Origin of the sequence: Micromonospora sp. U56, from assembly GCF_018070095.1 — a bacterium.
In the GTDB taxonomy this organism is placed as follows: domain Bacteria; phylum Actinomycetota; class Actinomycetes; order Mycobacteriales; family Micromonosporaceae; genus Micromonospora; species Micromonospora purpureochromogenes.
The window spans coordinates 1-7,734 of the sequence record NZ_JAGPYL010000194.1; the positions used below are offsets into that span (position 1 = coordinate 1).

General features: G+C 74.8%; 5 protein-coding genes and 1 pseudogene. 1 reads left to right on the top strand and 5 read right to left on the bottom strand.

Annotation, left to right across the window (positions count from 1 at the left end):
• From murJ to recN, 5 genes and pseudogenes are all read right to left on the bottom strand, one after another.
• Positions 1-1,676, bottom strand: a pseudogene (gene murJ, locus KBX37_RS32665) (murein biosynthesis integral membrane protein MurJ); the annotation flags it as partial.
• Position 1,677: 1 nt separating this feature from the next.
• Complete coding sequence (locus KBX37_RS32670; RefSeq protein WP_210779692.1) at positions 1,678-2,538, bottom strand: hypothetical protein; 861 nt, start codon at positions 2,536-2,538, stop codon at positions 1,678-1,680.
• A gap of 118 nt (positions 2,539-2,656) precedes the next feature.
• On the bottom strand, positions 2,657-3,595 hold the full coding sequence (locus KBX37_RS32675) for a copper transporter (protein ID WP_210779693.1): 939 nt from the start codon (positions 3,593-3,595) through the stop codon (positions 2,657-2,659).
• Between the two features lie 28 nt (positions 3,596-3,623).
• Positions 3,624-4,802, bottom strand: coding sequence for a putative cytokinetic ring protein SteA (steA, locus tag KBX37_RS32680; RefSeq protein WP_210779694.1), 1,179 nt, complete (start codon positions 4,800-4,802; stop codon positions 3,624-3,626).
• 119 nt (positions 4,803-4,921) lie between these two features.
• A complete protein-coding gene (recN, locus tag KBX37_RS32685; protein ID WP_210779695.1) occupies positions 4,922-6,679 on the bottom strand; it encodes a DNA repair protein RecN in 1,758 nt (585 codons plus the stop codon).
• A 79-nt stretch (positions 6,680-6,758) separates the two neighbouring features.
• On the opposite strand from recN, the gene KBX37_RS32690 reads away from it, so the two are divergent.
• The coding region (locus tag KBX37_RS32690; RefSeq protein ID WP_210779696.1) for a helix-turn-helix domain-containing protein at positions 6,759-7,734 on the top strand (976 nt) is incomplete at its 3' end.

Here is a 7,734-nt window from a genome sequence, read left to right on the forward strand (position 1 = left end):
GCCGGGGCGCGCAGCCCCGGCACACTCCTCGCGCACACCGGGCCACCGACACCCGCCCGTCATCCCGTTCCGGCCGGCCGCCCTCCGGCGCCGGGTCGGGCCCCGGGCCGCCCCGGCGCGGGCGCAGCCGGCGGCCCGCGCCGGCGAGCAGCGGCCGGACGTCCGCCCGGTCGGCCAGGTAGGCCACGCCGAGGAACACCACGCCCACCACGGCCCCGGACAGCATGCCCTGAACGAGTGCCTCCGGTGTCGTCGGGGTGCCGTCGGCGACGTCGGCGAGCCACCGGGCGGTGAGCGCGCCGGCGGGCGCGGCGAGCGCGGCGGCGAGCACGCCGGCGGTGGCGGCGCGACCCGCGCCGGACAGGGCAGCCCGGCCGGCCGAGCGGGCCACCACGGCCAGCAGCAGCCCGCCGAGGAGCAGCATCCCCAGCGAGTTGGCCAGGGTCACCGCCAGCACCCGGTCGCGCAGCGGCAGCGCCGCCCCCAGCACCAGCGCGGCGGCCGGCACCGACAGCCAGCCGAGCGCGGTCGCCCAGGTCGCCGTCCGGGTCTCGCCCCGGGCGTACAGGGCGCGGGTGAGCACCGCGAAGAGGCCGTAACCGAGCAGCCCGGGGGCGAAACCGGCGATCGCGGCGGCGGCGGCCGACCAGGGCGGCGGCGCCGAGGCTGCTGAAGATCAGCACGCCGCGTACGGCGGTGGCGAGGGTCCGCCGGTAGGCGTCCTCGTCGGCGGCGGCCCGGGCCGCGGCCAGCGTCGGGTACGCGGCGACCGCCAGCGGCACCGCGAGCACCGCCCAGGGCAGCAGGTAGACGGTCTGGGCGAGGTTGTACACCCCGGGGTTGGTCGCCGCGCCGTAGGTGACCTGGTTGAGGCTGACGATCAGCGCGATCTGCTGGGTGGTGACGGTCACCGCGCCGGCCACCGCCAGCCCGCCGACCCGGGTCCGGGCGTCGGCCGGGAAGCCGTACCCGGGGCGCAGCCGCAGGTCGAGCCGGCGCAGCGGGACCAGCAGCGACAGCGACAGCACCACCACCCCGGCGGTGGTGCCACCGGCCAGGATCAGCTCCCCCGCGCTACCGACCTCGGCGACCGTGGCCAGCCGCCCCTCCACGGCGGTGAAGGCGAGGTAGACCGTGATCACGGTGACGCTGCTGAGCAACGGAGCGATCACCGGCCAGGCGAACCGCCGGTGCGCCTGGAGCACGCCGGTCAGCACGATGCCGATGCCGTAGAGCGGCAGCTGCGGCGCGAACAACCGCAGCATCCGCTCGCCGCTGTGCTGCTGGGCGACGCTGAGGCCGTCGCCGAGCAGGCCGACGATCGGCCCGGCGGCCAGCACCACCAGCACCGCGAGGGGCACCAGCAGGGTGACCGTCCAGGTCAGCAGCGCGCCGGTGGTGGCGGCCACCGCCCGCCGGTCGCCGGCCGCGACCGCGCCGGCCAGCAGCGGTACGACCAGGCTGGCCAGCGCCCCGCCGGCGACGATCTCGAAGATGAAGTTGGGTACGGCGTTGGCCACCACGTACGCGCCGCCGAGGTCGGTCGGGGCCAGCGTCCAGGTGAACACGGCGGTCCGACCGAAGCCGGCCAGGCGGCTGACCACGGTGAGGACGGCGATGAGGGCGGCCGCTCCGGCCACCCGGCCGGCGCCGGCGAGGGGTGCCGGTCTGGTCACGTCAGCCGGATCGCCGACCCAGGGCGTCGAGTTCGCGTAGGCCGGGGGTGCGCTGGATGACAGCCGTGAAGCTGACCTTCTCGCTGGCCGCGGTGAGCCCGGCGAGCACGGCCAGGATCGCGGCCCGCCCGACCGGCCCGGTCCGGGCCGCCAGCGCCACGCCGAGCACCGCGCCGAGGGCGTTGGCGCCGCTGTCGCCGACCATCACCTGCTCGTCGAGGTCCTCGCCGAGCAACCCGCCGGCCGCGCCGACCGCCCCGGCGGCGATACCCCCGTGCGGGCCCCGGGTCAGCGGGGCGCCGAGCAGCAGGCCGGACTTGAGGGCCCGGCCGGGACGCAGGTCGAGCAGGTTGAGCAGGTTGGCGGTGCCGGCCACCACCCCGGCGCCGAGGAGCACGTCGACCACGCGGGCGACGGGGCGCTGGCCCGCGCGTCGGGCGGCGACCCGGGGGTCGGCGGAGAGCAGGACGGCCGCGCCGAGCCCGGCGGCGCCCACCCCGAGCACCTTGACCGTGCCGGCGGTGACCCGGCCCTCGCGCAGCGCGGCCAGGTGGCCGGCGAAGCCCTTCGCGGTCTTCTGCTCGGGCCGCCCGCCCACCACGTCGTCGTAGAGCCCGACCGCGCCGGCGCCCAGACCGGCGACCAGCGCCGCGGCGCCGGCGGGGACGCTGGTGGCGCCGAACGCGCCGGCACCCGCCGCGCCGACCGCGAGGGCCGGGCCGGCCGCCAGGGTGACGGTACGGCCACGGAAGTTGGTCCGCTCCAGCGCCGGGGCGGGCGGGGCGGTACGGATCTCGCGCAGCGCGTACCGGGCGGTCGCGGCGCCGGCGGCGGCGGCCAGCAGCCGCCCCAGCCCGTTCACGCGGCCCTGCCGGATGCGACGCTCGGGTTGGCTCCGGTCACCGCGATGCCTTCCGTTCGCGACTGCGGGGCTCGCAGACCCGGCTCTGTCCTCGCGCTCACCGAAGTACGTCGTTCGCTCACTGGGGCAGTCTAGGCAGCAGGGACGCGGCGTTGTCGCCGACGCCGTACTGGCCGGCCTTCTTTTCGGTGAGCTGCTGCACCAGGGCGAGGCTGGTGACCAGCTGGCCCTGCACGGTGTTGGCGTTGTCGACGGTGGAGATGGTCTGGGCGAGCACCGGGTCGCCCCGGACGATCGCGACCAGGTTGCCCCCGGCCGAGCCGTTGCCGCCGACCACGATCGAGCCGGTCCGGTCGAACTGCTCGGCGACCTTGACCACCGACTCGTCCTTCTTGGCGGAGTCCTTGTCCACGTACGGCTGCCCGCTGACCAGCACGACGGCCTCGGCCGACCCGGTGACCTTCTGCTCGGTGGTCAGGTAGCCGTTGTTGGAGTACGAGTTGAGCACCGCCCGGCGGTCGGCGTCGGTGACGGCGGCGGCGCCCTGGCCCCGGTCGAGCAGCACGCTGGCCAGCAGGGCGCTGGAGGTCTCCACCCCGTTGCCGTTGCCGGGCAGCGCGGAGGCGGGCGCGGTGGGCCGCGCGGCGGTCACCGCCAACTCCATCAGGTTGGTGTTGTTGTCCGGGTTGATGAACTTGTCCTGCAGGTCCACCCGGCCGGTCACGTCGGCCCCGGCGAGTTCGAGCATCTTCAGCACGCCCTCGGTGTGGTCACGGCCGGTGGGCAGGCTCAGCACCAGCACCCGCTTGCCGGTGAGCTTGCCCGGCAGGACGACCTGCGCCAGTTGGGCGGCGAAGTCCTCTTCGAGCTCCAACTCCTTCTGCATGTTGTTGACCGACTGACGCATCTGCTGGTTGTCCTTGCGCAGCGCGTTGACGTTCTCCTTGAGCGAGTCCGCCACGGGGCCGTTGAGGGCGGCCGTGCCGACCACCAGGCCGATGGCCAACGCCAGGAAGACCGCGGTCAGGGACACCACGTGGTATCGGAAGTTGATCACGCTTGCAGCCTCTTGATCGGTCGGGGAGCTAGAAGAGCTGGCCGAGCTGGAACACGAAATTGTCCCACCACTCCGAGACCACGCCCAAATACGCCTTCCCGACGGTGGAGACCGCCACCGCGGAGGCCATCGCGGCGACCGCCGAGAGGACCAGCAGCAGCAGCGACGAGCCCGAGATGCTCTGCCGGTAGAGCCGGCTCACGCCCTTGGCGTCGACCAGCTTGCCGCCGACCTTGAGCCGGGTGAGGAAGGTCGAGGCCATGCCGCCGCGGCCCTTGTCCAGGAACTCCACCAGGGTGGCGTGGGTGCCGACGGCGACCAGCAGCGAGGCGCCCTTCTCGTCGGCCAGCAGCATCGCGAGGTCCTCGCTGGTGGCGGCGGCGGGGAAGGTGATCGCCGGCACGCCGAGCCCGGTGACCCGGGCCAGGCCGGGGGCCCGCCCGTCCGGGTAGGCGTGCACGATCACCTCCGCGCCGCAGCGCAGCACGTCGTCGGTGACCGAGTCCATGTCGCCGATGATCATGTCGGGGGTGTACCCCGCCTCGACCAGCGCGTCCGCCCCGCCGTCCACGCCGATCAGCACCGGCTTGAACTCCCGGATGTACGGGCGCAGCACGTCCAGGTCGTCCTTGTAGTCGTAGCCGCGGACCACGATCAGGCAGTGCCGGCCCTGGACCTGGGTCTGGATGTCCGGTACGCCCACCCCGTCGAGCAGCAGGTCGCGTTCCTGCCGCAGGTAGTCCATGGTGTTGGCGGCGAACGCCTCGAGCTGGACCGACAGCCCCTCCCGGGCGTCGGCCATCGCCTTGGCCACCGTCTCGGCGTCCTGCAGCTCCCCGTGGGCGACCGGCTCGTCGCCGACGTAGACGGTGTTGCCCTCGATCCGGATCGTGTCGCCCTCGCGGATCCGCTCGAACACCCCCTCGCCCAGGTCGTCGAGGAGCGGGATGCCGGCGCCCACCAGCACCTCGGGGCCGAGGTTGGGGTAGCGCCCGGAGACCGACGGCTTGGCGTTGAGCACCGCGGCGACGCCGACGGCGACCAGCGAGTCGGCCGCCACCCGGTCCAGGTCGACGTGGTCGATCACCGCGATGTCACCGGGGCGGAGCCGGCCGACCAGCCGTTTCGTACGACGATCGAGACGTGCGGTGCCGAGGACTGAGCCCGGTTCCGCGTTCCGGGTCCGGCGCAACGTGGGTAGACGCATCGTGACCATCCTGGCATGTGAGGCAGGCTTTTCTGTCGCGACATGCCTGAGCAGGGCCGCCTACCCAGGGAAGCACACCGGAGCGCAGGCCGGTGTGCTTGCGCTCACAATAGCGACGGTCAGGGCCGCCTTTCCTTGGCCGCCACCGCCAGGAGTTCCTCCGCATGCGCGATACCCAGGTCGGAATCCGGCAAACCCGCGAGCATCCGGGCCAGCTCCCGGGCCCGCTCGGTGTCCTCCACCACACGGACCCCGCTGGTGGTCACCGCTCCCCCGGTGTCCTTCGCCACCACGAGGTGCCGGTCGGCGAAGGCGGCCACCTGGGGCAGGTGGGTGACCACCAGCACCTGGTGGCTGCGGGCCAGCCGGGCCAGCCGGCGGCCGATCTCCACCGCCGCCTGGCCGCCGACGCCGGCGTCCACCTCGTCGAAGACCAGCGTGGGCGGGCCGCCGGAGCCGGCGAAGACCACCTCGATGGCGAGCATCACCCGGGACAGCTCGCCGCCGGAGGCGCCGCGCTGCAGCGGCAGCGAGGGCGCGCCCGGGTGGGCCAGCAGCCGCAACTCGACCTCGTCGGCGCCGTCCGGGCCGATGCCGGCCTCGACGCCGTTGACCGTGAGGCTCGGCTCGGCCCGGCCCGCCGGCCGGGAGACCACCGCCACGTCGATCCGGGCGTGCGGCATGGCCAGCCCGGCCAGCTCGACGGTGACCTGCTCGGCGAAGCGGGTCGCCGCCTCCTGGCGGGAGGTGGACACCCGGCCGGCCAGCTCGGCCACCTCGCCGGCGAGCCGGGTGGCCTCGCGGTCCAGCTCGTCGAGCAGCTCGTCGGAGTTGTCCAGATCGGACAGTCGGGTGCGGGCCCGCTCGGCCCAGGCGATGACCCCGTCGACGTCGTCGGCGTACTTGCGGGTCAGCGCGCGCAGCGCGGCCCGCCGCTCGTAGATGACCTGCAACCGGGCCGGGTCCGCGTCCAGCGCCGCCAGGTACGTCGACAGCTCGGCGGAGACGTCGGCGACCAGGGTGGCCGCCTCCTCCAGCCGGACCGCCAGCTCGCCGAGGGCCGGATCGGTGCCGGCCTGCGCCTCGAGGGTGCGCCGGGCGGTGCCCAGCAGCGCCATGGCGTCCGGGGTCTCGTCGGCGGCCTCCGCGCCACCGGCGACGCACTGGTGGGCGAGCTGGGCCGCGGTGCGCAGCCCCTCGGCGTGCTCCAGCCGCTGCGCCTCGGCCTTCAGCTCGTCGTCCTCGCCGGGCTGCGGGTCGACCCGGGTGATCTCGTCGAGGCCCAGCCGCATCAGGTCGGCCTCCTGGTTGCGGGCTCGGGCGTTGCGCCGCCGGTCGGCCAGGTCGTCCACCACGTGCCGCCACCGGCCGTACGCCTCGCGCAGCGCGTCGAGCAGCTTCTCGTGCTCCGGCCCGGCGAACCGGTCCAGCGCGGCGCGCTGCTCGGCCGGACGCAGCAGGCGCAGCTGGTCGGACTGGCCGTGCACCGCCACCACCTGCTCGCCGACCTCGCCGAGCATCGACACCGGCATGCTCCGCCCGCCCAGGTGGGCCCGGGACCGGCCCTCGACGGTGACCGTGCGGCTCAGCAGCAGCGAGCCGTCCTCGTCGGGCTCGCCGCCGGCGTCGACGATCCGGGCGTGCACCGCGTCCGCGAGCCGGCCACCGAGGCGCAGCCGCCCCTCGACCACCGCCCGGCCCGGCTCGGCCCGGACCCGCCCGGCGTCGGCCCGGCCACCGAAGAGCAGGCCGAGGCCGGTCACCACCATGGTCTTGCCGGCACCGGTCTCGCCGGTGATGACGTTCATCCCGCCGGTCAACGGCAGCGTGGTGTCCTCGATGACGCCCAGTCCGGTGATGCGCAGCTCTTCCAGCACAGCAACCGACAGTAGACGCGGTCCCCGACACTTGACCAGTCGGCGACACCGGGGGGAGTCGTGCGTACAGTTCAGCCCCGTGTTGGACGTGATCGGCCTGACTCCGGACGAGGAGGAGCTGTACCGCCGCCTGGTGCAGCTCACCGTGGCGCGGGTCGACGAGCTGGCCCGGTGGCTGCGCCGCCCGCGCGCCGAGGTCGTCGCCCAGCTCGACACCCTGCGCGACAAGGGGCTGGTCCTGCCGACCGGTCCCGACCCGGACGGACCGCTGCGGCCGCTGGCCCCCGACGTCGCGCTCGGCGAGGCGTTGCTGCGCCGCCAGGAGGCACTGGAGGCGGCCCGCGCGGCGGTCACCCGGCTCACCGAGGAGTACCGGGCCGGCCTGCGCCGGCACGACGCCGACCACCTGGTGGAGGTGATCACCGGCGCCGGGGTGCTCCGGGAACGGTTGCGCGACGTGCAGAACTCGGCGCGCAGCGAGGTGCTCTGGTTCTGCCGGGCGAACCCGCTGACGATGCCCGGATCGGAGAACGTCGAGGAGTTCGACGCGCTGGCCCGCGGGGTGCGCTACCGGGCCATCTACGAGCGGGAGATGCTCCTCGAGCCGGGCGCGCTGGCGGACGTGGAGCAGGGCGTACGCGCCGGCGAGCAGGCCCGGGTGCTGGACCGGCTGCCGGTCCGGCTGGCCATCGTGGACGCCCGGACGGCGATCTGCCCGCTGGTGCCCGACCGGGATGTCGGAGAGCCGAGCGCCGCGGTGATCGGCCGCAGCCAACTGCTCGACGCGCTGCTCGCCCTCTTCGAGAGCCACTGGCTGGTGGCCACTCCGCTGCGGTCCGCCACCACGCCGACCGGCGAGGCGGACGGCTACCTGCCGGACGCCGACGAGGTCCGGCTGCTCTCGCTCTTCGTGGCCGGGGTGCCGGACAAGTCCATCGCCTCCCAGCTCGGGGTGAGCCGGCGCACCGTGCAACGCCGGCTCGCCGACCTGATGACAGTCGCCGGGGTGGACACCCGCCCCGGCCTGGCCTACCAGGCCGCCCGGCGCGGCTGGC